At 58.8% G+C, this 22,561-nt stretch carries 23 protein-coding genes, 1 pseudogene and 1 riboswitch; of the genes and pseudogenes, 12 read left to right on the top strand and 12 right to left on the bottom strand.

The annotated features are described in order from the left end of the window. The first annotated feature begins 66 nt into the window (after positions 1-66). Positions 67-996 carry a phytanoyl-CoA dioxygenase family protein gene (locus tag AC13QY_RS00120; protein ID WP_113350912.1) on the top strand — a complete coding sequence of 310 codons (930 nt, stop codon included), beginning with the start codon at positions 67-69 and terminating at the stop codon, positions 994-996. Between the two features lie 40 nt (positions 997-1,036). Here the strand turns inward: AC13QY_RS00120 and AC13QY_RS00115 are convergent, their stop codons facing one another. Next, positions 1,037-1,831, bottom strand: a complete 795-nt coding sequence (locus AC13QY_RS00115) for a putative nucleotide-diphospho-sugar transferase (RefSeq protein WP_113350913.1) — start codon at positions 1,829-1,831, stop codon at positions 1,037-1,039. A 145-nt stretch (positions 1,832-1,976) separates the two neighbouring features. Here AC13QY_RS00115 and AC13QY_RS00110 point away from each other — a divergent pair, with 145 nt between their 5' ends. From AC13QY_RS00110 to AC13QY_RS00100, 3 genes are all read left to right on the top strand, one after another. Next, complete coding sequence (locus tag AC13QY_RS00110) at positions 1,977-2,144, top strand: hypothetical protein (protein WP_173002466.1); 168 nt, start codon at positions 1,977-1,979, stop codon at positions 2,142-2,144. 304 nt (positions 2,145-2,448) lie between these two features. Next, positions 2,449-3,552: a dimethylsulfone monooxygenase SfnG gene (gene sfnG, locus AC13QY_RS00105; protein ID WP_113350914.1), complete on the top strand. Its 1,104-nt coding sequence runs from the start codon at positions 2,449-2,451 to the stop codon at positions 3,550-3,552. Positions 3,553-3,821: 269 nt separating this feature from the next. After that, positions 3,822-4,046 carry a hypothetical protein gene (locus AC13QY_RS00100; protein WP_113329267.1) on the top strand — a complete coding sequence of 75 codons (225 nt, stop codon included), beginning with the start codon at positions 3,822-3,824 and terminating at the stop codon, positions 4,044-4,046. A gap of 72 nt (positions 4,047-4,118) precedes the next feature. On the opposite strand, the gene AC13QY_RS00095 is transcribed toward AC13QY_RS00100, so the two are convergent. Both AC13QY_RS00095 and AC13QY_RS00090 read right to left on the bottom strand, forming a co-directional pair. Next, a complete protein-coding gene (locus tag AC13QY_RS00095) occupies positions 4,119-4,598 on the bottom strand; it encodes a pyridoxamine 5'-phosphate oxidase family protein (protein ID WP_113350915.1) in 480 nt (159 codons plus the stop codon). Positions 4,599-4,657: 59 nt separating this feature from the next. Continuing rightward, positions 4,658-4,924 carry a hypothetical protein gene (locus AC13QY_RS00090; RefSeq protein ID WP_233788653.1) on the bottom strand — a complete coding sequence of 89 codons (267 nt, stop codon included), beginning with the start codon at positions 4,922-4,924 and terminating at the stop codon, positions 4,658-4,660. 274 nt (positions 4,925-5,198) lie between these two features. Between AC13QY_RS00090 and AC13QY_RS00085 the strand changes: the two genes are divergently transcribed. The 3 genes from AC13QY_RS00085 (at position 5,199) to AC13QY_RS00075 (ending at position 7,420) form a co-directional block, all read left to right on the top strand. Further along, on the top strand, positions 5,199-5,489 hold the full coding sequence (locus AC13QY_RS00085; RefSeq protein ID WP_113350917.1) for a hypothetical protein: 291 nt from the start codon (positions 5,199-5,201) through the stop codon (positions 5,487-5,489). 51 nt (positions 5,490-5,540) lie between these two features. Beyond that, positions 5,541-6,083, top strand: coding sequence for a DUF1269 domain-containing protein (locus AC13QY_RS00080; RefSeq protein ID WP_113350918.1), 543 nt, complete (start codon positions 5,541-5,543; stop codon positions 6,081-6,083). Between the two features lie 218 nt (positions 6,084-6,301). Further along, positions 6,302-7,420, top strand: coding sequence for an FUSC family protein (locus AC13QY_RS00075; protein ID WP_113329262.1), 1,119 nt, complete (start codon positions 6,302-6,304; stop codon positions 7,418-7,420). A 20-nt stretch (positions 7,421-7,440) separates the two neighbouring features. Here the strand turns inward: AC13QY_RS00075 and manD are convergent, their stop codons facing one another. Continuing rightward, positions 7,441-8,643, bottom strand: coding sequence for a D-mannonate dehydratase ManD (manD, locus tag AC13QY_RS00070; RefSeq protein ID WP_113389521.1), 1,203 nt, complete (start codon positions 8,641-8,643; stop codon positions 7,441-7,443). A 30-nt stretch (positions 8,644-8,673) separates the two neighbouring features. Continuing rightward, positions 8,674-9,987, bottom strand: a complete 1,314-nt coding sequence (locus tag AC13QY_RS00065) for an MFS transporter (protein WP_113350920.1) — start codon at positions 9,985-9,987, stop codon at positions 8,674-8,676. 125 nt (positions 9,988-10,112) lie between these two features. On the opposite strand from AC13QY_RS00065, the gene AC13QY_RS00060 reads away from it, so the two are divergent. Beyond that, positions 10,113-10,877, top strand: a complete 765-nt coding sequence (locus tag AC13QY_RS00060; protein ID WP_488492655.1) for a GntR family transcriptional regulator — start codon at positions 10,113-10,115, stop codon at positions 10,875-10,877. 68 nt (positions 10,878-10,945) lie between these two features. On the opposite strand, the gene AC13QY_RS00055 is transcribed toward AC13QY_RS00060, so the two are convergent. The 6 genes from AC13QY_RS00055 to AC13QY_RS00030 are packed head-to-tail and all read right to left on the bottom strand — an operon-like array spanning position 10,946 to position 18,270. Further along, entirely contained in the window at positions 10,946-12,049 is a 1,104-nt protein-coding gene (locus AC13QY_RS00055) for an ABC transporter ATP-binding protein (protein ID WP_488492654.1), read from the bottom strand. After that, on the bottom strand, positions 12,049-14,157 hold the full coding sequence (locus AC13QY_RS00050; protein WP_488492653.1) for an ADP-ribosylglycohydrolase family protein: 2,109 nt from the start codon (positions 14,155-14,157) through the stop codon (positions 12,049-12,051). Before AC13QY_RS00050 ends, AC13QY_RS00055 begins: the two co-directional genes overlap by 1 nt. A gap of 28 nt (positions 14,158-14,185) precedes the next feature. Further along, on the bottom strand, positions 14,186-15,019 hold the full coding sequence (locus tag AC13QY_RS00045; protein WP_112342903.1) for a carbohydrate ABC transporter permease: 834 nt from the start codon (positions 15,017-15,019) through the stop codon (positions 14,186-14,188). Beyond that, positions 15,016-15,861, bottom strand: a complete 846-nt coding sequence (locus tag AC13QY_RS00040; protein ID WP_488492652.1) for a carbohydrate ABC transporter permease — start codon at positions 15,859-15,861, stop codon at positions 15,016-15,018. Before AC13QY_RS00040 ends, AC13QY_RS00045 begins: the two co-directional genes overlap by 4 nt. A gap of 51 nt (positions 15,862-15,912) precedes the next feature. Then, a complete protein-coding gene (locus tag AC13QY_RS00035; RefSeq protein WP_488492651.1) occupies positions 15,913-17,232 on the bottom strand; it encodes an ABC transporter substrate-binding protein in 1,320 nt (439 codons plus the stop codon). Positions 17,233-17,256: 24 nt separating this feature from the next. Beyond that, entirely contained in the window at positions 17,257-18,270 is a 1,014-nt protein-coding gene (locus AC13QY_RS00030) for a LacI family DNA-binding transcriptional regulator (RefSeq protein ID WP_488492650.1), read from the bottom strand. A gap of 263 nt (positions 18,271-18,533) precedes the next feature. On the opposite strand from AC13QY_RS00030, the gene AC13QY_RS00025 reads away from it, so the two are divergent. Then, entirely contained in the window at positions 18,534-19,679 is a 1,146-nt protein-coding gene (locus tag AC13QY_RS00025; RefSeq protein WP_488492649.1) for an acyltransferase family protein, read from the top strand. Between the two features lie 210 nt (positions 19,680-19,889). Here the strand turns inward: AC13QY_RS00025 and AC13QY_RS00020 are convergent. Beyond that, positions 19,890-21,142, bottom strand: a pseudogene (locus AC13QY_RS00020) (hypothetical protein). Between the two features lie 160 nt (positions 21,143-21,302). Continuing rightward, positions 21,303-21,520: riboswitch (cobalamin riboswitch) on the top strand. Between AC13QY_RS00020 and AC13QY_RS00015 the strand changes: the two are divergent. From AC13QY_RS00015 to nrdI, 3 genes are all read left to right on the top strand, one after another. Continuing rightward, the gene (locus tag AC13QY_RS00015) at positions 21,504-21,653 is read left to right on the top strand and encodes a hypothetical protein (protein ID WP_488492648.1); all 150 of its coding nucleotides are present in this window, start codon (positions 21,504-21,506) and stop codon (positions 21,651-21,653) included. It overlaps the preceding riboswitch by 17 nt. Positions 21,654-21,768: 115 nt before the next feature. Continuing rightward, positions 21,769-21,990 carry a glutaredoxin-like protein NrdH gene (nrdH, locus tag AC13QY_RS00010; RefSeq protein WP_113350929.1) on the top strand — a complete coding sequence of 74 codons (222 nt, stop codon included), beginning with the start codon at positions 21,769-21,771 and terminating at the stop codon, positions 21,988-21,990. 11 nt (positions 21,991-22,001) lie between these two features. Then, the gene (nrdI, locus tag AC13QY_RS00005) at positions 22,002-22,397 is read left to right on the top strand and encodes a class Ib ribonucleoside-diphosphate reductase assembly flavoprotein NrdI (protein ID WP_113350930.1); all 396 of its coding nucleotides are present in this window, start codon (positions 22,002-22,004) and stop codon (positions 22,395-22,397) included. The last annotated feature ends 164 nt before the right edge of the window (positions 22,398-22,561 follow it).

Here is a 22,561-nt window from a genome sequence, read left to right as displayed (position 1 = left end):
CATGTAGTGAAGCATCGCTGGCTGCTAGATTCAATGGGCAATCAAATCAAACCGTAGGCGAGTGAAATGTCGATTCCCATGCAGAGCGTCCTTTCCGACAAAAGTGCACTTAACCTTGTTGCCAATGGAAAGGTTCTCTCCACCGCGCCCCATCGGCTCGGTTATCTCACCCCGACCGATCCGTGCATCGGTGTTGAGGCAATCCGCACGCTCTACGAGGAGAACGGCTATGTGTGGCTCAAGGGATTTCTGCCGCGCAAGGACGTGATCGATTTTCGCGGCTGGGTCTTCAGTCACATGGCGAAGACGGGGCTGGTCGAGAAGGGAACGGATCCGAGGGATGGGATATCGTCCGCTTCGGCGCCGGAAGGCAGAGAGGTCGATCGTTGCCTGATGTCGCTCGTGCGCTCGGTCGCCTATGAGGGCTTCTGCGCGCAGCCGCGTCTTTCGCGCTTCATGGATGCATTCCTCTCGGGCATCTCCTATCTGCATAAGCGCAAGATCATGCGCCATGTGCGGCCGGGAACGGCGACGGCGACGCCGGCGCATTATGATCTGGTCTATCTTCGGGGCGGCACCAGCCGGATCGTCACGGCATGGATACCGATCGGCGATATCCCGGTTGAAATGGGCGGACTGACCTATCTGGAGGGATCGCACGCAATCGGCCTAGAGATGGAGCGGGAGTTTGGCGAAAAGAACAGGGACCTCAGCCCCGAAGAGCGTGTCAGCGCGTTCAACCGCAATATGACGGAGGGTGGCTGGGTTTCGAAAGATCTGCCTGGCATGGCTGAGCGCTTCGACACGCGCTGGCTGGTCGCCGATTATGAGGCGGGCGACGTCATGCTCCATTCACCGTTCATGATCCACGCCGCCACCACCAATCAGGACGGCCAGCGCAGACTGCGCCTTTCCACCGATATTCGCTATCAGAATGTCGAGGATGAGATCGATGCGCGATGGAACAATCATTGGACGCTGGGCGACATGCTGTGATTCAGGTTTGATCGTGTGGCAGGCTCGTTCGAAGCGTGCCCTAATTGTCACCGTTTAGGACGCGCTCGATTTCCTCGACACGATCGCGACGGCGCTTCAGCCGTTTGCCGATGCGGCCAAACCAGCGTTTGCGCTTGGTCGCCTCGCGGCTTGCCTGGAGCTGTTCGATGAAGACCTCGCTGACGGCACCATTCTCGACCCGATCGAATATCCAGCAGAATGACGCAGGCAGTCTGGCTACACGGAATTGGGGCTTCGCGCTCGCTGCGTCCTCGGCGATGATTTCCTCCAGAACCACCTGATCCCACACGTCAGGCTTGGCAAGACATCCTTCCCGCCAGCGCTCGATGAGCTCCGCCGCGCCGGGCGTGTCGTTGATGAGAATCGTCGCGCTGATAAGACGGGCATCGAACTCATAGTAGACTGCAATATCGCATTCGAGTTTACGAAGCTCTTGCCAGGGATTGCGGTGGAAGACTGCATCGACGTCGACATAAAGAATAGGCCCGCGCAGCCTCGCCCTTTCCTGCAGAAGGAAGCCGGGTTTCAGCCCGGCATTCAGTACCCAGCTGCCGGCGCTGGGCACTGCCGTTGCATGTACCTTCAGCCCGATCCGCTCCGCCGAATGGGCCATACGCTCCTTTTCCTGTTCGTAAAAACTGCCTTCGGTAAAAAACGCCACAATCGGGCCGTCGGCGCTGGTTGCCGCGGATTTGCGTTCGGCCAGATCCTGTTCTGCCGGGAAGGGGACGATCAATGCACGCTGCTGCGGGCTCCAGGGGCGAATTTTATTGAGGATATTCAAGAAGGCACCTTCGGGATGTGTGAGCTTCAATCGACTATCCGCCACCCCGAAGCGTAGCGGACAAGATTGAGAGTTTGGATGAATGGAGCATTTAATCTGGCCGATGGCGGAAACGTCACATCGTTGGCGTTCGTACAGGATTGGCAAACCATTTGATCTTCGCTAATCGATTGTCATGTCCGATAATGTCATCAAGTTTGAACGCCGTCCGAAGCCGAAACCGCCGAGACAAACGCCTCCCTGGCTCAAGCGTTTGCTGGCGATTTTGGCCATCATTGCATTTTTCGTAGCAGCCTTTGCTTATTTCACGCTGAAGAACGGCGGAGCCGGCCCAACATTCTGACAGCTCGAGACCTATGCGATCTCGGGTCGATTGTCCGATCAGGTATGGGGACGGCGGCGCTTTGATTTGCGCGCTTTGCGGCTGCATTATGGCCTTCGACGGCCGTTCCACCTTTGGGCCCCAAGCTTCCTTGTCACGTCATCGTCCCCATCGGGCGAGGTTCGCAACGCAGCTTTTTCGCAAAACAGCTGAAACTTGGGATAGGTTTGTTCGATAATCTAGAGAATCTATAGAATGTAATCGCAATGGGTTGGAATCTTCATCCTTGTACTCGGCAGAGGACAATTCAAACCGGGAGATATCAATGAGCGATGCGAACAGAGACGCTTTGAAATTCGCCTATTGGGTGCCGAATGTGTCGGGCGGGTTGGTCATCTCGAACATCGAGCAGCGCACGAGCTGGACGATCGACTACAACAGAAAGCTTGCGCAGATCGCCGAGGCGAGTGGTTTCGACTATGCGCTGAGCCAGATACGCTTCACGGCGGGCTACGGCGCGGAGTTTCAGCATGAATCCGTTTCCTTCAGCCATGCCCTGCTGGAATCGACGACGAAATTGAAAGTCATTGCGGCAATCCTGCCCGGGCCATGGACGCCGGCGCTGGCAGCGAAGCAGATCGCCACCATCAACCACCTGACCAACGGCCGCGTCGCCGTCAATATCGTCAGCGGCTGGTTTCGCGGCGAGTTCGCGGCCATCGGCGAGCACTGGCTCGATCATGACGAGCGCTACCGCCGCTCGGAGGAGTTCATCCGGGCGCTGCGCGGCATCTGGACCGAAGACAGCTTCACTTTCCGTGGCGATTTCTATCGGTTTACCGATTATTCGCTGAAGCCGAAGCCGATCGATCCGCAGCCGGAAATTTTCCAGGGTGGCTCGTCGCGTGCGGCCCGCGACATGGCCTCGCGCGTATCCGACTGGTATTTCACCAATGGCAACACGCCCGAGGAGATTGCCAAGCAGGTGGACGATATCCAATCCAAGGCAAAAGCGAACGGCCATCATGTGCGCATCGGCGTCAACGCCTTCGCGATCGTGCGCGAGACGGAAGAGGAGGCCAAGGCGGTTCTTGCCGAGATTGTCGAGAAAGCCAATCCCGATGCCGTCAAGGCCTTCGGGCACGAGGTGAAGAATGCCGGCAAGGCTTCACCGGAAGGCGAGGGCAATTGGGCGAAATCCAGCTTCGAAGATCTGGTGCAGTATAATGACGGTTTCCGCTCTAACCTGATCGGCACGCCGCAGCAGGTTGCCGAGCGCATTATCGCTCTGAAGCAGGCGGGTGCCGATCTGATCCTTCTCGGCTTCCTGCATTTCCAGGAGGAGGTCGAATATTTCGGCAAGCACGTCATTCCGCTGGTGCGTGCGCTTGAGGAAACTCGGGATGCTGTTGCTGTGGCTGCGGAGTAAGCGCTTTCCCCACGTAACACCGCTTTGATCTCCTGCGCTTTTCAAAGCTGGCGCCCCATATTTCGGCGAACCGCGGCAGCGATATGCAAACGACCTCCCTCACCGGCAAGATTTTCCTTTGCCGGCGAGCGGGATCTTTTCCCAGATATTTCAATCGATTGATGGAGATATTTCATACTGACGCGGCCTGGTCACGGGTGGAAGTTTATCCCTAAGTTTCTATATTCGAGGGATGCTCATGGTCTGACAAACAGGAAGAGGAGCAGGACATGATATTGACTTCACAAGACGTCACCTCCGTACTCGGCCCTGTAGACGAGACCCTTATCGCTGATATCGTTGCGACAGGTGCAACGCCGACGGAACTGTCCGAGGCATGGGCTTGGGTCAACAGCGATGAGGCTTTGATCGGCGAAGGCCGCCATCTGCCAGACGGCAAGGTGGCAGCGCTGGTGGATCTGCTTTCCGCCGATGACGAGGAATGGGAAGAATAGCAATTCGCGCCCTTCTCAGGGCTTGAGGCAAGCCATGTCGCCATCTATGCGCGGCATGGCTCCAGCTAAAGGCTAAAGCTCGACCTTTACATTGTCGCCCATGTCGGGTCTTCTATTCGAGACTGCGGCGGCCGCCATCTTGATGTAGCTGATGATGCTGCCGGGGCTATCCCAATATTCGGCGAAGACAGGTGTTACCTTCAAAACACGGATCGAAGGATCATCGGCACTATCCCACCAGGCCCTGGCGCCCGTGGACCAGAGATCCCTGACGCGTTCGCGGTCGTTGCTGACTTCAGCCGTTCCGGATATCGAAACATATTTCTGACCCCTGGTGTCGGCAAAGGCGAGGCAGACATTCGGCCAGCGGGCGATCTCCTCATCCTTGTGGCCCGCAACATCCGTCAGGAAATAGATTGCATTTTCAATTGGCTCCGGATGCGCCGCCATCGGCCGGGCGCGCAGGCTGCCGGATATTTGCGTGGTCAACATGCAAAAGCCGATCTTGTCGACCAGCTCCCAAACGCGGGCGTTTTCGTCGGTCTCGGTCATGGCTGTCTCCTGTTCTTGATTGCAAAAGGATGGAGCGGGTGAAATCATCCCGATGAAGCCTACGGCTGCTCGCGGGTTCCTGGTGCAGCCTCACGCTCATCCGCATCTTCGAGATCGCTCTTTACGACAAAGGCATCGTCGTGCTGGCGCACGGCCTCCTTCTCCGCTTCGATATTGGGCAGGTCGTCGGGAGTGCGCTCCTTGACGTGCTCCGACGTCGCGTCGATCTCGCCTTTGGTCTGGTCGGCCGGAACGGATCCGATGCCATGATGCGTAGCGTCATGCTCGGTCCTTGCATGGCCTTTGTCTTGTTGCGTGTCCGTCATGTCGATTTTCCTGTTCGTCTGATCCGTAAGATCTCGCGTCATGTCGAATGCAGCAGGGCCGGGAGCTTTTCCGCGTGAAAAGGCGGCCGGGCCATATCAATCAAACCGTACGGCAGCCGCATTGTTCCGTATCGGCTGGGGCGTAATGACAAGGTTTCGCGGCCGGCGGGATGAGTAGAAGGGAACCTTGAACCCGAATTTACGTCTTCCTACGTGAGTAGCAGTCGAGGCTTTATGAGCTCGGCTGCAATCACGTCTGTTAGGAGTGACCAAAATGGAAGATAGAACCAGAACCATCGAAGACCTCACCGTCGAAGAGCGCGAGGAAATCCTCATCGACGCCGCCCGGACGCTGGAGGGCAACGCACGCGAGGCTCTCGTCGAAGGCAATCAGCAATTTGCGGCGCTTTCCACCAATATGGCGCAAGCGATCCGCATCCATGCCGACGAACTGGCGCGCGACAATCCCGAACAAGCGGAAGAATTGCTGCAGCAGGCTGTCGCAATGATCTCGCAGTTCAATGCTACTCATCCTTACCGGTTGATCAGCACGGCTGTTCACTAGTCGGCCCGATGCCCTACTTCTTGTCTCGACAACACCACCCGGAGGATTTCGATGTCAGAACTCATAGTGCTTGGTTTCGATGATGCCGATAAGGCGGATGCTATCCTTAATCGTCTCGTTCAGCTCGAGAAGGAATATCTGATCGATCTGGAAGATGCCGTTATCGCCATTCGCGACGAATCCGGTAAGGTCCGTCTCAAGCAGAGTGTCAATCTGACCGCTGCCGGTGCCGCAAGCGGCGGTCTTTCGGGTGCGTTATGGGGCTCGCTCGTTGGCCTGATCTTCCTCAATCCTCTTGCGGGCCTGGTGGTCGGCGGTGCGATCGGTGCCGGCTCCGGTGCTCTCGCCGGATCGATGGCCGATTACGGCATCGATGACGGCCTCATCGAAAAGCTCGCCGAAACCATTCCGGTGCATAGTTCCGCGCTCTTCCTGCTGATCCGCAAGGTTCAGCCCGAGAAGGTCCTCGCCGAATTCAAGGGCGAGCATGCGCGGCTGTTGCGCACCTCGCTTTCACCGGAACAGGAAGCACGGCTGCGACAAGTTCTCGTTGAGGAGACCTCGCCGACGTCTGCGGCGTCCGCCACCGTTTGAGCGTAAAATCCGATCCGTAGCGGTCAGTCAAAGCCGTGCTTCCGCAGAGGACACGGCGAGCCATCGGATGATTTGCCATTATTCGCTCTCCTTCCATATCAGGCCGAACACTGCCATTGTAATTCGCGGGTTCATCCCGCGATCGGCGTTGCAGCAGGGGAGGGGGCAAGACCCTAACGGCCATTGTCAGCATACGTTTTCAGACCAAAAGTAGCGCGATGACCGAACCCGTATCGCCTCAAAGCCAGCCCCCGCCAAAGCCCAGGATATCGCTGATCCAGACCAAGCGCGCGGCGGTGCAGGCGTTGCGTGTCATGATCGCCTGCACGATCACCTATGCCGTCTCCCAGCTTCTGCAACTTCAGCAAGGCTATTGGGCCGTCTTCACGGTGCTGATCGTCATGCAGGCATCTGTCGGCGCCACCGCCGGCATGGCTGTCGACCGTCTGGTGGCGACCGTCGCCGGAGCTATGCTCGGAGGAGCAGCGGTGTTCGTCACACCGCACGAGCCGCTCGCTATCGGGATCGCACTTATCTGTGTCGTCGGCTTTTCTAGCTTTGTGTCGGCGCGCGTGCCTCGCCTGCGCAATGCAGGGCTGACGGCGGCGATCGTCATGCTGACGCATTCCGCCGCCGTTCCCGTCGAGATTTTCGTCATCGACCGCATCGCCGAGATCACGTTGGGCGGTGTCGTGGGCGTGCTCGCCAGCCTCTTCATCCTGCCGACGCGTTCGCGGACCATGGTGCTCGATCGTTTCGGATCGGCCCTCGATGTCATGGCGCAGATATTGCGCACTCTGGCAACCGCAGTCGAAAAAGGAGAGCCGGTCTCGGCTTCCGAAGCCAATATCGCGCTGCGTCAATCGCTGATGGCAACGGAAACGCTTTTGACCGACGCCCAGCGCGAGCGCGCCTTCTGGTTGACGAGGCATGGGATTTCTGAGGCCATCCCTCGCTCTCTCTGGCGCATTCGCAACGACATGACCTATGTCAGCCATATCGTGGAAACGCCCTTCCCACCGGCGATCGTCGAAGCGATCGGGCCGCAAGCAGGGCAAGTGCTCGAGGCACAGGCCCGCTTCGCGGAAGCATGTGGCCGGGCGCTTCGTTCAGGCGGCGAGATCGATCCCAAGGTGCTCTCCGCCGGTGATGAGGCCTTCGAAGCCGCTTTCAGCGCTCTGCAGAATTCGACAGAGGCCCAATCGATGGGCTTCAGCGAAACCGGCCGTCTATTCGGCCTTGATTTCACCTTGCGCCGGATGCGGCAGAATTTTTTGGATCTTGCCGACCGCATCCGCGAAAGCGATGTCAATGAAAAGGCCGGCGGGCTCGGGTAAGCCGGCCGGCCCTGAAACAATCACCAACTCCACATGGTCCCATCGGAAAGCCGCGCGACGTCGAGATAGGCCTGCCGATACGGATATTTCTCGGCCGCTTTCTCGTCGAAGTCGACGCCGTGGCCCGGCTTTTCGCCGCTGTAGAGATGGCCGTCCTTCAGATGCCATTCGTGAGGGAAGACGTTTTTGGCTTCGTCCGGATGGAAGGCATATTCCTGAATGCCGAAATTCGGCACCCAGCGATCGAAGTGCAGAGCAGCGCCCATCGTGATCGGCGACATGTCGGCCGCGCCATGGCAGGCCGTGCGGATGTGATAGAGGCCGGCGAGATCGGCGATGCGCCGCACATGGGTGATGCCGCCGGCATGCAGCGGCGTCGTGCGGATATAGTCGATCAGCTGTTCCTGGATCAGCTGGCGGCAATCATGGATCGAGTTGAAGACCTCGCCGAGTGCGAGCGGCGTGGTCGAGTGCTGGCGGATGAGGCGGAAGGATTCTTGGTTTTCGGCTGGAACTGCGTCTTCGAGCCAGAAGAGCCTGTGGCGCTCCACGTCCTTCGCAAGCCCTGCCGCTTCCTGCGGCGTCAGGCGATGGTGGACGTCGTGCAGCAGGTGGAGATCATAACCGAAGCGATCGCGCAGATGGTCGAGGAGCTTCGGCAGGAACCGCAGATAGGTCGGCGTATCCCATAGCGTTTCCCGTGGCTTGTCTTCCGCCTGGGCCAGCGAACCGACCTTTTCGACGCCATAGGTGATGGGCAGGCCGGGAACGGCGCTCTGCACGCGGATTGCCTTCCAGCCCTGTTCCTTGAAGGCGGCGACCTTGTCGCCTGTTTCCTCGATCGTCTCGCCGTTGGCATGGGTATAGGCCAGCATATGCGTGCGGCTGGCGCCACCGAGCAGTTGATAGAGCGGCATGTTGGCCGCCTTGGCTTTGATGTCCCACAGCGCTACGTCCACGGCGGCGATTGCCGCCATAGTGATCGGGCCGCGGCGCCAATAGGCACCCTTGTAGAAATACTGCCAGATATCCTCGATCTGCGATGCATCGCGGCCGATGAGGCAGGGAACGAGGTGATCCTGCAAATAGGAGGCGACGGCCAGTTCGCGGCCGTTCACCGTGGCGTCGCCGATGCCGTAAATCCCTTCGTCCGTCTCGATCTTGAGCGTGACAAAGTTGCGTCCGGGCGAGCAGACGATGACCTTCGCATTGGTGATTTTCATGGGAACCCTTTCATGGTCTAAGGATCTAAATCATGCCTTCGGATCGGCGATCGGTTCGATGCGGCCGAGGACGAAGACATAGGAGACGATGCCGATCGCCAGCATCGCGCCGGCCAGAAGGAAGGCGCGGCTGAAGGACTGCGTAGCGCCGACGATGAAGCCGGTGATGATCGGCGCGGCGATGCCGGTGACGCTGTTGAGGAAGTTCATGATGCCGCCAACCGTGGCCGCGCCACCTTTGGGAGCGATCAGCGCAGGGATCGACCATCCGGCCGGTGCGGCAGCGGCAAGGCCGCTCAGCGAAATCGTGATCCAGAGAATGGCCCAATAGGGATCGGCCGTGAGGCCGGCGCCGACGACGGCAAGACCCATCAGCATGCCGAAAACGATGATCGACTTGCGAACCTTGGATTCGTCGTGGCCCTTGCGGATGAGATGGTCGATCAGCCAGCCGCCGATCAGGAGATCCGAGATCGTCGCAAAGATCCATGGGATCGTCGTGAAGCTTGCCGATTTCAGGATGTCCATATGCATCTCCTTGACCAGATAATCCGGCAGCCAGAAGATGAAGAGGGCGAAAGCATAGCCATAGGCGGCAAAGCCGATCGAAAGGCCCCAGACCTTGCGATTGCGCAGGAGGTAGCCGAGCATGCCGACGGCATTGGCCGAGGCTTCGCCTTCCTGGGCAGCGCCGCCGGCCTTCAGATAGGCCCGCTCCTCATCGGAAAGGTTCCTGTCGACACTGGGGTCGCGGTAGAACAGCCAGAACATGACAAAGAAGACGAAGCTGATGATAGCCGTCGCCAGGAAGCCGCCGCGCCAGCCGAAATGCAGCATCAGGAAGGCGACCAGCGGGATGGCGATGACATTGGAGAATTTCGCGGCAGCATCGAAGAGTGCGGTTGCGAGACCGCGTTCATGGCGCGGGAACCAATAGCCGGTCGCCTTCGAATTGGCCGGGAAGCCCGGAGTTTCCGCTACGCCCAGAAGCATGCGGGAAAGAAAAAGCGTCTGCATGCCCGTCGAAAAGGCCGTGATGACGGAGGCGACACCCCAGGAGAATGTGCTCCAACGCATGACCCGCATTACGCCGAAACGGTCAAGCAGCATTCCGACGGGAATTTGCAGGAAACCGTAGGTCCAGCCGAAGGCGCTGAACAGGATGCCCATTTCTGCAGGGCCGATGTGAAAATCGTCCTGAATGAGCGGCGAAGCGACCGTCAGGTTCACCCGGTCGAAATAATTGACGAGAACGCCGAGCGCGAGAAGCGCGCCGATCCACCAGCGTCGATTGGTGGATGGCCGGCGCATGGCGCCAACAGCTGATGCGTGTTCGATTGTCATAGATTCCTCCCTCTAAGAAATATCACGCTACTAATCTGAAATTTCACATGACGCAATGATTTTGATATAAGCAGCCAAAAGTCAATGCCTACCCTCGTGAATCGGGCGGGAGGGACGTTGGTGAGTTGGAGCGGGAGAAGATCGACAGCGCGATGGTCAAGAAGGAAAAACAGTCTCGAAGCCTGTCGGAGGAGGCCTATGATCGCCTTGAAAGCATGATCGTTTCCACAGAACTGATGCCTGGCGCACGCTACACGATCCAGCAGTTGCAGCAGCAGGCGGGGCTCGGCCGCACGCCCGTTCATGATGCGGTCAAGCGCCTTTCCGCAAATCAGCTTATCCATGTCAGCCCGCGCTCGGGCCTACGGATCGCGCCTGTCAATCTGGCGCAGGAGCGGACCTTGCTTCCCTTGCGTACGGAAATGGAGGCGATTGCCTGCGGGCTTGCGACCGAGCGGGCGACGCCTCAGGATCACAAGATCCTCAGAACCTTCATTACCGATCTGGAGGCTTCCAAGGCGGAACTCAGCCTTGAGCGATTCAATGTCACCGATCGGCTATTGAACAGAGCGATCCTGACGGCATCCGGAGAGCCGCTCCTGGCGAACACGCTCATTCCACTCCAGACGCTCTATCGCCGTACCGGATGGATCTATCACACCTATCTTGGCCCTGGCGCCCCGATGGAGACAACTGTCGAAAGCCATATATCGCTGCTGCGCTTCATCGTTTCGGGAGATCGCGACCGCACGGAGAAGTTTGTGCGTGAGATGATGGAGGACCTCGGCAATATGTTGCTGAAGGTGCGCCAGTCGGTCGATCCGGCAACACTCGATGTCAGCCTTGCCGATATGGCTGTCAGGACCGGTGTCGCCGGCCCAATCAACTGATCGAACAGGTATCCCGCCAATTCGATATGGCGGGGGTTGAAGTGCCGCCTTACGACGGCGCTTTGGCATCACGAATGTTGCAGGTCCCGCGCGACGGCCTTATCGGTCAGCCGGCGCCCGCCAGCATCGAACAGGCAGATCCGTTCCGTCCGCGGCTGCAGCCAGATCGTCTCTTCCGGTTCGATATCGAGCCGGTCATGGAAGACGGTGACGATTGTCTGCCCGCCCACCGTCGCCGTTATATGCGTCTCGGAACCAAGCGGCTCGACGACCACCACGCGCGCGGGAATGCCGATATTTGCGGGCGAGAGGGTGAAATATTCCGGCCGGATGCCGTAGACGCCTTCCACGCCGGAAACCCTGGGTGCATTGTCGGGCAGGGGCAGCAGGATGCCCTCATTGGTCTTGAAGACAGGCTTTCCGCCATCAGTGTCGAAGCGTCCATTCAGGAGGTTCATGGCTGGCGAGCCGATGAATGCGGCAACGAAGGTGCTTTGCGGGTTGTCGTAAAGCTCGAGCGGCTTACCGATCTGCTCGATATGGCCGCCGTTCATGACGACGATGCGGTCGGCCATGGTCATGGCTTCAACTTGGTCGTGGGTGACGTAAACGGTCGTCGTTGCCAGGCGCCGGTGCAGGCTCTTGATCTCGGCACGCATGGCGACGCGAAGCTTCGCGTCCAGATTGGACAGAGGTTCGTCGAACAGAAAGACTTGCGGATTGCGGACGATCGAACGGCCCATGGCGACGCGCTGGCGCTGGCCGCCGGAGAGCTGGCGAGGATAGCGCCCGAGGAGATCGGTGAGGCCGAGAATCTGCGCGGCATGTGCCACGCGCTTTTGCTTTTCTTCCTTCGCGGCTCCGGCAAGTGTCAGCGAGAAGGCCATGTTTTCAGCGACCGTCATATGCGGGTAGAGCGCATAATTCTGGAAGACCATGGATATGTCGCGTTCCTTGGGCGGCAGGTTGTTGACGACGCGCCCGCCGATGCCGATTGTGCCGCCGGTAATATCTTCAAGGCCGGCGATCATCCTGAGCAGGGTTGACTTGCCGCAGCCCGAGGGGCCAACAAGGACGACGAATTCGCCGTCGGCAATGTCGGCCGAGACGCCGTGGAGAACCTCCACGGCGCCATAAGCCTTGCGTGCCTTATCGATGGTGACCGTTGCCATCATACTCCTCCGATCCGGATCTCGTTCGACGACAAGGCGCCTTCATGGATGAGAAGGCCGACACCGCCGTCACGGAAGGCATCGGCGGCGGTATCGTCAGCCGTTACCGAAACACCGTCGGCCTCGAAGGTGATGCGCGCACCCTGCGCCGAGACCTTCATGGCGATATGCTTGTCGAACTCGGTCTTGAAGGCGGTTTCGGCAAGAACCTTGGTTTCCTCGTCGCGCACCTTGACGATCTGCATCTTGCCGTCGCGCGTCACGCGTGCGCCGTAGTATCGGCGCAGGCCCTGAGCGCGGATGGCAAGGCCGCCGTAATTGCCGAGATGGATCATAACCTGGCCTGAGGCCTGGTAATCGGTCCATTGGCGCGTGCCATGAATGATGATGCCTTCGCCTCGGTTCTGCGCGATGCGGAAGGCGGCCGGGAAGCGCTTGGAGAAGAAGCTTGCGCCGTTCACCCAGGCCATGCGCCAGAAATCGCCGTCGCCGGCCGGGCGTTTCAATGTCAGTTTGGGTGCGCCGTCCCAGCGGAGATAATCGACGAACAGGCGGCCATCGGCACGCCTGCCGGTGCCGGTTAGGGCGATGCCGATCTCGGCGATCGGCTGGCCGTCGGTCTCAGGAAGGGTCCATTCGAGAATGGTTTCCGAGCCGGGCTCGATGACAACCGGAGCTGAATCAATATCGCTCAACTGGTCCCGTCCGTCATAGACGCGGATGCGCAGGCGCGCTTCGATTATGCCGCGGTTCTGCGCGTCGGCCTTGACGCGGGCCTTCACCGTTTGGCCTGGATAGACGAGCGGCGTCGCCATCAGGTCGTAGGTGCGCATGTCGAGCATTTCGCGCGGCGAGAAGGTCGGCGTCGTCACCACGGCGCTTTGCGCCGGGCCAAGGGCTTCGTAATCGATCGTCAGCGCGCGGCCGCTCTCGAATTCGGTGTTGCCGACACGCACGTCACCTGCCGCGTCGAGACCTGTCAGCGGGCGGAAGCCCTGCTGACTGCCGGGAAGCGAGAAGTGAAATTGCGCACCGTTCTTCGGGGCAGCGAGCGACTGTTGCCCGGCAAGCTGAAGGCCGAGATTGGTGAGGAAATAGGCCTGGCGCACGGCATCGTTGATGGAGTTGCCGCCGTCAGCTGAGGAGATCAGCATGCGGTCGGCGATGGGGCTACGGAAGTCCGGCCCTTCGGCCAGCCCGTCGAGGCCGTTCATTATGCCGAGCAGGCAGCCGACATTGCCGGCGTTACAATCGGTATCCCAGCCCGATGTATTGACGATCATCTGCGCCTTCTGGAAATCGTGCGGCGCATAGAGCACCGTCATGATCATCAGCGCGTGATTGGGCATGATATGGCAGTTGCCCGGATATTTGTCGTAGCCGTAATTGTCCTGGATCTTCTGGCGCGTGTCGCGCCAATCGGGATGAGCCTTGTGCCAGGCCCTGATGTCGGCAATCAGCTTGGCGATCTGGCTGTCGCTCGGGATCTGCTTCAGCCCGATATCGATCAGATGGTCGATGTCGGAAGTGACGAAAGCCTCGGCCTCCATCGCTGCCCAGAGCATGGCGGCATAAACGGATTCGCCATCATGGCTGACCTTGCCGGCCTGTTCTGCGAGCTTGGCCGCGAGTTCCGGCTGACCGGGGGCAACCATCGCCCATCCATCGATGAAGATCTGGGCGCCGATCTGTTCGGCAACGCCCTGGCCATTGGTGGCGATCGAACCGGACTGCGGGGCGGGCACCCCTTTCTTCAGGTTGAGCCAGGCGGTGTGTTCGGTGGAGTTGCCATTGCCGCCCCACCAAAGGATAGCGCGCTCCTCGACGATGTAGTTGAGCCACGCCTTGCCGATTTCTTCGGCCGAGAGGTTCGGCTTGATGCCGTAATCTTCCAGGGCGCGGATGAAGGTGAAGGTGCCGGCAACATCGTCGTCGGTGACGACGAGCGGCTGGTTCAGGCGTTCATGCACGTAATATTCGATAGGCCCGAGTTCCTCCATGATCTTCTGGTAGGTCCATCCCTCGAAGGGGCGGCCGAGATAGACGCCGATGAGCTTGCCCAGGACGCCAGCATAGACACGTTCGAGATAGTCGTTCGGAAGCTGCATTGCTTACTCCATTTATCGATAAATTCGTTCAGCCCTTGACGGAGCCGCCGGCCATGCCCTCGATGAAGCGCTTCTGCATGAAGACGAAAAGCGCGACGACGGGCACGACGATGATGAGCGCTGCGGCCATGATCTCACCCCAATCGGAGCTGTACTGGCCGGACAGCAAGAAGAAGGCGATGACGGCCGTCATGTTCTCCTGCTTCTGCAGGAAGGTCGTCGCGATCAGGAACTCGTTCCACGAATTCAGGCCGATGATGAGCGCCACGGTGAGGATGCCCGGCGAGACGATCGGCAGCATCACCCGCCAGAAAACCTGCCAGTGCGTGGCGCCGTCGACGATCGCCGCCTCCTCGAGCTCTTTCGGAACCGCTAGGAAATAGGTTCTGAGCAGCATCACGGCGAAGGGGCTGTAAAGCGCGGTGTAGATCAGCGCCACGCCGAAGATGTTATTGATGAGCCCGAGCTTGGCGAAGCCGAAATAGAGCGGGAAGATATAGAGCTGGATCGGTGCGGTCGTGGTCGCCAGCAGATAGAAGGTGAAGATCTTCCAGCTTTTGATCTTGCGGCGCGCGATGACATAGGCCGTCAGCGACGATGTCGTGCAGACGAGCGCGATCGTCGTGCCGGAGACGATCAGCGAATTGACGAAAGTCTTTGAGAATTTCGCGTGGTTCCAGGCATTGGCAAAATTCTGCCAACGGATCGGCTGCGGCAGGCCGAGCGGATTCTGCACGATCTGAGCCGCCGGCTTCAGCGAGTTCAGCACCAGAAGCGCGATCGGGAAGAGGGCGATGAAGGCGAATATGCCGAGAAGGATATAGCAGATCCAGAGGGTCAGGCGGCTTTCCACGAGCCTCATTGCTCGCCCTCCCTGGTCTGGATGCGCACGTAAAAGAAGGTGCCGATCAGCCCGAACAGGCTGATGACGAGGGCTGCGGCGGCCGCTTGTCCGACGTTCAGATCATAAAAGGCCTTGCGATAGGCGAGTGTCGAAAGCAGTTCGCTGGAGAAGGCTGGGCCGCCCTGGGTGAGGATGTAGACGAAATCGAAGGCGAGGAACGACCAGATGACGGTCATGATCATCATCAGCGTGATCGTCGGCCGGATGCCGGGAAGCAGCACATAGTGCATCATCTGGACATAGGTCGCGCCCTCAATGCGGGCCGCCTCGATCTGTTCCTGCGGCACCTGGCGGAGTGCGGCGAAGAAAATGACGCAGAGAAAGCCCCACCAGTGCCAGAGGTCGACGGTCGCGACGCCGAACAGCGCGATCGGCGGTTGGGTCAGCGGATTAGGGATCGGCAGCCCGTATTTTTTGAGGAGGCCGAAGACACCGGTCACGGGGCTATAGATCATACCCTGCCAGATGCGGGCCGTGATCGCAGTCGCGATGACGACGGGCAGGAAATAGACGACCTGAAAGAAATTGCCGCCGCGGTGCACGATGAGCAGCATCGAGGCTGCAAGCAGTCCCATGAGGATTGGCACCGTCAAGAAGACGATGGTCCAGATGATGTTGTTGCCGAGCGCCAGCCAGAAGACTCGGTCGTCGGCAAGCGCGCGGAAATTGTCGAGGCCCGCAAAGGTGGGCGGGGAAATGCCGTCCCAATTGCAGAAGGCGAGTGCCACCGTCAGCAAAGCAGGGACGAGGACGATGATGATATTAATAATCATCGTCGGAACGAGATAGAGTCGGTACATAATATCCTCCGGGCGAGGACGGCGCTTTCAACGCCGTCCTGCGGCGGCTTTTCAGACGCGGGGCGGGACCGCCGGCGCCTTGCCGGCGTCACGTTCCTGCTTGAAGGTCTCGTCAAGCTTCTTCAGGAAATCGGCCGACTTCGTTTTCTTGAGCCAGACTTCCTCCATGCCGCTAACCAGATAGGTGTCCGTAGCCGGCGGCAGGAAGGTCCAAGTCGTGTAGCCGTATTTGCCGGCGGCGACTGCGCCTGCCAGCTGCTTCATTGCGTCCTCGTAAAGAGGCAGGACCTTATCGGAGAGTTTGACCTTAGAGAGATCGGCCAGCGGCAGGTTCCATTCGCCCTGCCAGACGGAGTTCATCTTGCTGTAGTAGTCGTCCGTGAACATGTAGTCGAGAACGGCAGCGGCGCCATCGGCATTGCCTGACTTGGCGTTGATCGACAGCGTCGAGCCGATGCCGAGCGCGAAGATCGGATCGCCCTTCTCGCTCGGGAAGCCGACGAAGCCGGGTTCCGCGTTATTTTGCGGGAAATAGGTCTGGACGTTGGTGAAATTCCATGTACCGGTCGGCGCCATGCCGGCCTGGCCGCTGGCGATCTGTGCGAAGGCCTGCTCCAGCGTCAGCGAGAAATAATTGTCGCCGAAATAGCCCTTGTCCCACCATTCGGCGAGCTTGTCGATCGAGTGGACGAAGGCAGGGTCTGTCCATGGGATGGCGCCCGTTAGCGCTTTGTAGACATTCTCGGGTCCTGCAACCGAGTTGATGGCGATCGAGACATAATGCTCGTTGGCCGGGCGCCAGTCGGCATTGCCGGCACCGAACGGGGTCAGGCCCTTGGCCTTCATCTCGTCGGCAAGCGCCTCGAAATCCGATATCGTCGTTGGCACCTTCCATTTGTTCTGGTCGAACAAGGTCTTGTTGTAGAAGAGGCCGAGCGTTTCGTATGTCTTTGCGAGCGCGTAGAGCTTGCCGTTGTAGCGGCCGAGATCCAGGAAGAGCGGCAGCAGACGCTCGTCCCATCCGTATTTCTTGGCGTAGTCGTCAAGCGGCATAAGCTGACCGGCCTGTGCCATTGCCGCGACATAACTCGGGCCGGCCGTGAAGACGACATCGGGGCCGGTGCCGGCCAGCATCGCGACGCGCAGCTGCTTATCGAGATCCGAGCCGCGGAAGTCGATGCTCAGGAGGTCTTCGGGATGTGCCGCATTGAACGGATCGATCAGAATGTTCTTGAGGTTATCCTGGTTCTCCGGCGAAGCGGATTCGTACCAGAAGGATACGGGTTTCTGATCCGCCGCGAAGGTGAAGCGGGACATAAGCGGCAGGGCAGCCAGGCCGAAGCCGGCTTTCAAAACTGTACGTCTGTGCATCGGTTTTCTCCTCCCGATTTGGTTTTATTCGTTGCTCGTCGAACCCCTGACGATGAGATCGAAGGGCATTTCAACGGCGGTTCCAGCACCGGTCTTCTCTCCGCGCAGGCGATCCATCAGCGTCTGCGCGGCACGTTCTCCCATTTTCCATTGAAACTGCGCGACCGTCGTCAGCGTCGGGGTGACGAGCTTGGCGGCGGAAATATCGTCGAAACCGACGACGGCGATATCTTCGGGAATGCGGATGCCGCGCTCGCGCAGCGACTGCATCACGCCGATCGCCATCAGGTCGTTTGCGGCGAAGATGGCGGTCGGTCTGAAATCGCCGCCGAGGATGCTTTCGGCCGCGCGGACGCCGCCCATCTCGGAAAATTCGTCATCGATGACAACATGGTCGGGGTGGCCGAACTCTGCGAGCGCCTTACGATAACCCTCGATACGGTGTGCCTGCGGACCGCCGCGCCCGGCGACGAGCGCGATGCGCTTATGACCGAGGCCCAGCAGATATTCCGTCACCGTCTGCGCCGCCGCCCTGCTGTCGACATAGATGTCGTCGATCGGGATTTCGCCGCCGCGTTTCTTGGATGATTCAATTCTTACTATGGGAACGCCGGCTTCGACCAAGGGATTGAAATCCTTGGCTTTCAGCGTGAAGAAGACGCCGATCACGCCATCGACGCGCCCCTGCCGAGCCCAATCGAGAAAATGGCGTTCGCGCTCGGGCGTCCCGTCCGTGTTGACCGTGATCACATCGTAGTTCTGGCCGTCAGCGACCGACTGAATGCCGCGGATCAAAGACGGATAGAACGGATTGGTGATGTCAGGCACGATGCAGGCGATGGTCATCGTGCGGCTCGTCTTGAGCGCCTGCGCAAAACGGTTTGGCACGTAGCCAAGGTCCTTTGCCGCCTTGGTGATACGCTCCCACGTTTCCGCCGGGATGGATGCTCCGCCGCCGCTCAGCACCATGGAAACGGTAGCCTGCGAAACCCCCGCAGCCCTTGCGACATCCTTTTGCGTTGCTCGTCCGTTTGTCATCACTCACTTTGCTTATACGTATTAGTTATACGTATCAATAAAAGTTCGCAGGCTGAGTGTCAAGCGCCGTCATCGCCTCTGCCCATGCTTTTGGCGGAAAGGCTGCCGTGCTTCGGAGAGGTGCCGTTCGTCCATATGGGCGTTCGCCTCAGGGCGCTCTGGCCTGCTCGACCGAGCTTCAGGGAGGCTTGCCCCTCCCAACGCGAAATTTTGAGTGGCTCACTATATAATCAATTAATGGTTGAAATCTAAAATGCGAAAATATGGAGAGACCATCACGTCGGCATGATCTGGATTTTGTCAGGGTGGCAGCATTTTTGCTGCTGATCGTCTACCACGTTAGCCTGATTTATAATTCGAGAAATTTCATGCTGAAGGCGCCGGACAGTTCTCCCGCCTTCGATATAATCCATTTGTTGACGCATCCGTGGCGAATGACGTTGCTGTTTTTCATCTCAGGCGCCGTGACGGGCATGCTGCTTGTGAAGCGTCCTCCAGACGCATTGAGGAGTGCGCGGACAAGACAACTATTGCTGCCTTTTCTGGCGGGCATGGTATTTCTGATTCCACCACAGATATATGTGTTTTTGAACGCTGAGATGGGTGTGCATATCAGCCTTTTGGAGGTCTTCTGGAATTATCTGACCTTGACTCCAGTTTCCTTACCGAGCGGTGAGCAGACGCTCCTCGCCGGCATGCAGCATCTTTGGTATCTCCTGTATCTGTGGAGTTATACCGTGATCATTACGCTCGCGGTAGCGGTGTGGCCATCGTTGTTGCCCTATATGGGAGATCGGCTTGCACCCTGGCTTACGGGCAAATGGGTACTGATAGCGCCCGCCTTGCTATTTATCTTACTGCGGCTCGTCTTGAGACCAATTTTCCCCCCATCACTGGAGTTTTTGACGGATTGGTACAGTCATGCCGTTTATATGGCCGCGTTCCTGATGGGAGCTGTGATGGCAACGCGTGACAATTGCTGGGATGCTATTGTCAACATGCGGAGGCCGGCATTGATTCTGACGGTCGCTTGCGCGGTGGCTTTGGTATGCCTGTTTCCCAGTCTGCCATCCGGTAATCCAGAAATGTGGCGGCTGTCTGTAGGGAGGGTGCTTGGTGGTACGTTCCAGTGGTGCGCGATCGTCGCCGTTCTCGGCTATGCGAGGATTTGGTGCCGATCGGAAAACGCCGTGATCCGCTATCTCAACAGGGCGGTTCTCACCTACTACGTTCTCCATCAGACCGTTATGCTGCTGATCGCCTATGGGTTGGATCGTATGGGGCTCTTGTCCGCCGTGTCGTTTATCCCGATTTCCGTTGTCACTTTGGCAATCTGCGCTGTGGCTTACGATCTGAAGCTTCGTCTGGAGAGTGCCGCGAACGCAATGTTTCGTCCGCACGCTGCCTGATATCACGAGCGAGCTTGACAAATCGGATTCTTATCGATCGTCAATTGTCGGGAGCTGGCCGCGCAACCGGCTCCCGTTGCGATGATCTACAGGTCGCGATCGATGGCATCGCGCTTAAAACATGGCGCTCCAAATAGGCGGCGGCAGTCAGAGACTGGCTGCCAACAATCAATGATCTGAGACGGATCGCAATCTCTACATCTCAGGCTCTCAATGCACCGCTCCCGATCCGCCGGCCGCAACGATTGCAAAGGGTTGCCCCTCGACGGGAATGGTGCGGACTTCCTTCAGCGATTGATTGTCGACCATGCGCACGAGGCTGTGGCGGGGATCGGTAATGGCGACGAGGTTGCCGGCGATCGCCAGGCGAGGCCGCGGGTCGCGCCAGTGGCCGTCCTTGCTGTAAGGCTCGGTAACGGTTTCGGATTTCACGATCGCGCCTTTCACGACGTCAAGAAGGTGCAGATTGCCGTCCTCCGTGAGAATGTAGGCGATCTGCGGCTTTGCCGGATCGAGCACGAAATCGACCCGTCGTGTCGGCAGTTCGATCAGCTTGTATGGTTGGTCAGAATTGTCCGGATCGATCAATACGACGTTCTGCTCACCATAATTGCCGAGGAAGTATTGCATGGACGTGCCGCCGAGCAATGTCGAGACCTTGCCCTTTGGCAGGGAGGGAGCATAGGCAAGCATCTCAACCTTTGGGCCGTCGATGCCGCCGGGGCGCGCGATCAGGACACCTTCCTCGCAGCCGAAGGCAACCAGCCGGGCGGAGGTCGCTTCCCCATGAAGCCCTGTGCAGCGCTTGATATCGCCGACCTGTTCTCCCTTTCGGTCCAACACGCGCAAGCCGAGGCGCGGCGGCAATTCGCCTTCCTTGAGAGGTGCCTCCATGTTCGGCGCCGACACGAGAAGATGGTTGCCCATCGGAACGGCAACGCCATGGTGGGCGGCGATCGTCCGGAATGAACGACTATCTGCTTTGCCTTCGGCAAGGCCACTTTCGGACAGGAGATCGAACTTGTCGTCGCGATCATAGAAGATCGCGACATCGTTGCCGTGTGTCACCACATGCCCGGGCTTTTCGCCTTTGATCGACGCTGGAAGCAATTTCGGATCGGAAAGCTCGATATCGCGATGTTCGCCGTGGTCGGAGAGGGATATGCCGGTTGCTATCGCGTGGACCACATTCTTTTCGCCTTGCACGGCAAATCTTGCACGGCAAATATGGTGCGGCCGGATTGACTGAGAGACAGGGAGGCATGGCCGTCAAGATCGAACCGGCCGATTTCCTTCCCACTCGAGGCATCGATCGCGCGGACGATCGGCAGGCTGTGATCGGCGACGAATAGGCGCCAGCTTTCCATCTCCTTTTCGTCGTCGGCAAACGATGGAAAGGCAAGCAGGAGGGCGCAAGCCAGGGATGAGGCCGCCAGGAGGATACCAGAGCTCGTGTTAGGCATGAAGGGTCCTTTATGTAATAACATTACATGTGCAGCGTAATGAAATAACGCTGTATCTGTCCAGCCTCCTGTGCACGCATCAGGCGAGATTGCCGGAATTCATCAACATCGAAATGGGCTTGAGGCCATCGAAGCAGTTGACGCAATTTTAACTGAAGATACTATATATAGTGTTCGAGGTTCTTCTGATTCGCAAGGATTGGAGGCTAAGACGGGAATCCGGTCGGCGAACATGATGATCGCTAAGCCGGAGCTGCCCCCGCAACTGTGAGCGGTGAGCATTCGTTCGATGAAGTCACTGAGGCCTCGTGTCTTGGGAAGGCGAGACGAATGTTATGACCCGCGAGCCAGGAGACCTGCCTTGAGCATTGACGTCCACGGGCGGGGTGTCCGGCTGGCGAGCGATGATCCATGCGGCATGATGGCCGCCGTCGCTTCCTCGAATACCTCGCTGAAGAACTTCGGGGTGAAGTGCATGTTCCTGAGTATCCATAGTCGCCAGCGCGAGTGACGGTCGCTTAAATGCGTCCGGCCGCCCGCTAGGTTTGTCTCCACTTTTCACCCGACGAGCGGGCATCACCCGATGCCCGAGCGATTTTCCATGCCCATCCATACGAGGATATCTCATGAGCATCACCGTCTACAGCAAGCCCGCCTGCGTCCAGTGCACAGCAACGACCCGCGCCCTTGATCGCCAAGGCATCGACTACACCATCGTCGACGTGTCGACCGATGCCGCCGCCTATGAACTGGTGCAGGGTCTCGGCTATCGCCAGGTTCCCGTCGTTGTTGCCGGTGAACAGCATTGGGCCGGCTTCCGTCCCGACATGATCAGCGCTCTCGCTTAAGGATCCGGGCGGTGGGCGGGATCGTCTATTTCTCCAGCCGGTCGGAAAATACCCATCGCTTCGTTGTCAAGCTCGCATTGCCGGCTGCTCGTATCCCGCTTGCCGTGGGAGACGAGTTTCGTGCGGCCTCGCCCTACGTCCTGATCGTTCCGACCTATTGCGGCGAAGGCGGCAAGGGGGCCGTGCCCAAGCAGGTGATCCGCTTCCTCAACGATGCGGGCAACCGTTCGAACATCCGCGGGGTCATCGCCGCGGGCAACAGCAACTTCGGTGCGACCTACGGGATCGCCGGCGACATCATCTCTGCCAAATGCCAGGTGCCGTATCTCTATCGGTTCGAACTTCTGGGCACGGATGAGGATGTCACCAATGTCAGACATGGATTGGAACGATTTTGGATACGCTAAGCTCTTCTTTGTCGCGGGACGCGGGCGAAAAGCCGCATAACACTTTTTCTCATCCCGGGAATGACCGGCAAGCCAAGGCCGCGGAAACCGCTTTGGACTATCACGCCCTGAACGCCATGCTGAACCTCTATGACGAGCACGGAAAAATTCAGCTCGACAAGGAC

It is taken from the genome of Martinezella sp. CNPSo 3795, from assembly GCF_057784475.1.
The sequence above is the reverse complement of the archived record's forward strand: the minus strand, read 5'-3'. Positions and strand labels throughout refer to the sequence as shown.

Coding starts and splice junctions, on each gene's coding strand:
- AC13QY_RS00075 (WP_113329262.1), top strand. CDS start 6,302: ATGACCGAACCCGTATCGCCTCAAAGCCAGCCCCCGCCAAAGCCCAGG.
- AC13QY_RS00040 (WP_488492652.1), bottom strand. CDS start 15,861: ATGTACCGACTCTATCTCGTTCCGACGATGATTATTAATATCATCATC.
- AC13QY_RS00090 (WP_233788653.1), bottom strand. CDS start 4,924: ATGACGGACACGCAACAAGACAAAGGCCATGCAAGGACCGAGCATGAC.
- AC13QY_RS00035 (WP_488492651.1), bottom strand. CDS start 17,232: ATGCACAGACGTACAGTTTTGAAAGCCGGCTTCGGCCTGGCTGCCCTG.
- AC13QY_RS00110 (WP_173002466.1), top strand. CDS start 1,977: ATGTCCGATAATGTCATCAAGTTTGAACGCCGTCCGAAGCCGAAACCG.
- AC13QY_RS00050 (WP_488492653.1), bottom strand. CDS start 14,157: ATGCAGCTTCCGAACGACTATCTCGAACGTGTCTATGCTGGCGTCCTG.
- sfnG (WP_113350914.1), top strand. CDS start 2,449: ATGAGCGATGCGAACAGAGACGCTTTGAAATTCGCCTATTGGGTGCCG.
- AC13QY_RS00030 (WP_488492650.1), bottom strand. CDS start 18,270: ATGACAAACGGACGAGCAACGCAAAAGGATGTCGCAAGGGCTGCGGGG.
- AC13QY_RS00100 (WP_113329267.1), top strand. CDS start 3,822: ATGATATTGACTTCACAAGACGTCACCTCCGTACTCGGCCCTGTAGAC.
- AC13QY_RS00085 (WP_113350917.1), top strand. CDS start 5,199: ATGGAAGATAGAACCAGAACCATCGAAGACCTCACCGTCGAAGAGCGC.
- nrdH (WP_113350929.1), top strand. CDS start 21,769: ATGAGCATCACCGTCTACAGCAAGCCCGCCTGCGTCCAGTGCACAGCA.
- AC13QY_RS00080 (WP_113350918.1), top strand. CDS start 5,541: ATGTCAGAACTCATAGTGCTTGGTTTCGATGATGCCGATAAGGCGGAT.
- manD (WP_113389521.1), bottom strand. CDS start 8,643: ATGAAAATCACCAATGCGAAGGTCATCGTCTGCTCGCCCGGACGCAAC.
- AC13QY_RS00120 (WP_113350912.1), top strand. CDS start 67: ATGTCGATTCCCATGCAGAGCGTCCTTTCCGACAAAAGTGCACTTAAC.
- AC13QY_RS00045 (WP_112342903.1), bottom strand. CDS start 15,019: ATGAGGCTCGTGGAAAGCCGCCTGACCCTCTGGATCTGCTATATCCTT.
- AC13QY_RS00065 (WP_113350920.1), bottom strand. CDS start 9,987: ATGACAATCGAACACGCATCAGCTGTTGGCGCCATGCGCCGGCCATCC.
- AC13QY_RS00095 (WP_113350915.1), bottom strand. CDS start 4,598: ATGACCGAGACCGACGAAAACGCCCGCGTTTGGGAGCTGGTCGACAAG.
- AC13QY_RS00055 (WP_488492654.1), bottom strand. CDS start 12,049: ATGGCAACGGTCACCATCGATAAGGCACGCAAGGCTTATGGCGCCGTG.
- AC13QY_RS00025 (WP_488492649.1), top strand. CDS start 18,534: ATGGAGAGACCATCACGTCGGCATGATCTGGATTTTGTCAGGGTGGCA.